Genomic DNA, 2,232 nt, shown 5'->3' with positions numbered 1-2,232 from the left:
GTCACGTTCACCGACGACACGGGGGCCGAGGTGACCGTGGACAACCCGCAGCGCGTGGTGGCGTGCATGGGCAGCTTCGCCAGCATGTGGGAGCTCGCGGGCGGCACGCTCGTGGGCGCTTCCGACGACGCGTTCACGCTGTCCGACTACGACTTGAAGTCCGACAACGTGCAGAAGGTGGGCGACTTCTCCAGCCCCAACCTCGAGGCCATCATCGCCCTCGAGCCCGACTTCGTCATCATGACGAGCGGCTCGGGCGGCCGCGGCGGCGACTCGAGCCAGGCCGACCTCAAGGCGGCGCTGGCCGCGTCGAACATTCCGGTGGCGTGCTTCCAGGTGACGACGTTCGCCGATTACGAGCGCATGCTGCGCACCTGCTGCGACATCACGGGACGCGACGACCTGTACGAGCAGAACGCCCAGGCCACGGCCGACCGCATCGCCGCGATCACGGCCAAGGTGCCCGCCGGGGAGGCGCCGACGGCCCTCGTGCTCACCACGTTCTCGGGCGGCACGCGCGTGCAGGCGTCCTCGACGATGACCGGCTCGATGCTGGCCGAGCTCGGCGCCAAGAACCTGGCCGACGAGAACCCGAGCCTGCTCAAGGACTTCAGCCTGGAGTCGATCATCGAGATGAACCCCGACTTCATCTTCGTGGTTCCCATGGGCAACGACGATGCTGCGGCCATGAAGGCTCTCGAGGACCAGACGGCGGCGAACTCTGCCTGGTCGACGCTCGACGCGGTGCAGAACGGCCGCTACGTCACGCTCGACCCGCACCTGTTCCAGTACAAGCCCAACGAGCGCTGGGACGAGAGCTACCAGGTGCTGTTCGACGCCCTGTACGCGTAAGACGAAGGGCATCAGGTGTCCCCGTTCAGCCGCGAGAAGGCGGCGCCGCTCGCCATCGTCGTCTCCGCCGCCGTCCTCGCGGGCGTGACGGCGGCGGCGTTCCTCGTGGGCTCGTCGTCGGTGAGCCTGGGCGACCTCGTCGCCTGGGCGACCGGCGGCGACGTGAGCGCATCGGCGAAGAGCATCCTCGTGAACGTCCGCCTGCCGCGCGTGCTGGCCGCGCTTCTGGCGGGCGGGGCGCTGGCCGTGGCGGGCGCCATCATCCAGGCGGTGCTCGACAACCCGCTGGCCAGCCCCAACATCATCGGCATCAACTCGGGCGCGGGCCTGTTCGTGCTCATCGCCGCAAGCGTGTTCCCCGGCGCGCTGTGGCTGCCGCCGCTCGCGGCCTTCGCGGGCGCGCTGGCCACCGCGCTCATCATCTTCGGCATCTCGCTGGGCGCGAGCACGTCGAGGCTCACCGTGGTGCTGGCCGGCATCGCCATCACGTCGGTGTTCGGAGCCGGCATGAACACCATCCTCATCGTGAACCCCGACGCCTACATCGGCTCGTCGGCGTTCCTCGTGGGCGGCCTGTCCGGCGTGCTCATGGACGACCTCGCGTGGCCGGCGGCCTACATCGTGGGAGGCCTGGCCGTGGCGCTGCTCGCAGCGGGAAAGCTCAACATCATGGCGCTGGGCGACGACACGGCGCACGCGCTCGGCATGAACGTGGGGGCGACGCGTCTCGCCATGCTCGGCCTCGCCGCCGTGCTGGCGGGGGCGGCCGTGAGCTTCGCGGGCCTGCTCGGGTTCGTGGGGCTCATCATCCCGCATCTCGTGCGGTTCTTCGTAGGCCACGACAACCGGTTGGTGCTGCCCCTGTCCGCCGTGTCGGGCGCGGCGTTCGTCGTCGTGTGCGACCTGCTCGCGCGCGTGCTGTTCGCGCCCTACGAGGTGCCCGTGGGCATCCTCATGGCGTTTCTGGGAGGCCCCTTCTTCATCTACCTCATCTTGAAGAACAGGAGGGGTTCCCTTGACTGACCCTGTCATCCTGAGCGGAGGCCGCAGGCCGGAGCCGAAGGACCCCGTGCGGCGCCAGCCAACGTCCCTCCCTGCCATCGAGGTGCGCGATGTGTCGTTCTCCTACGGCAAGCTGCCCTTCATCGAGGGGCTCTCGGCCGTGTTCCCGCACGGAGCGGTGACGAGCGTCGTGGGGCCGAACGGCTGCGGGAAGTCCACGATGATCAAGCTCGTCGACGGGCTCTTGCGCCCGAGCGCGGGGGAGGTGCGCATCGACGGCGTGCCCACCCTGTCGCTCAAGGCGAAGGAGCGGGCGCGGCGCGTGGCCGTGCTCGCGCAGGCCAGCCGCCCGCCGGCGATGACGGTGGAGGCGCTCGT

The 2,232-nt window shown here is 69.7% G+C and carries 3 protein-coding genes; all 3 read left to right on the top strand.

Features of this window, described 5'->3' with window-relative positions:
* The coding region (locus tag GPA_RS09610; protein ID WP_041239408.1) for an ABC transporter substrate-binding protein at positions 1-852 on the top strand (852 nt) is incomplete at its 5' end.
* A gap of 15 nt (positions 853-867) precedes the next feature.
* Positions 868-1,875, top strand: a complete 1,008-nt coding sequence (locus GPA_RS09605) for a FecCD family ABC transporter permease (protein WP_041239407.1) — start codon at positions 868-870, stop codon at positions 1,873-1,875.
* Positions 1,868-2,232, top strand: a 365-nt coding sequence (locus GPA_RS09600; protein WP_231847621.1) for an ATP-binding cassette domain-containing protein, incomplete at its 3' end; no start/stop codon positions are given. The genes GPA_RS09605 and GPA_RS09600, both read left to right, overlap by 8 nt.

The organism is Gordonibacter pamelaeae 7-10-1-b (assembly GCF_000210055.1).
GTDB classification, from domain to species: domain Bacteria; phylum Actinomycetota; class Coriobacteriia; order Coriobacteriales; family Eggerthellaceae; genus Gordonibacter; species Gordonibacter pamelaeae.
Note: the sequence above shows the minus strand (reverse complement) of the source record. Positions and strands in the feature narration are given on the sequence as shown.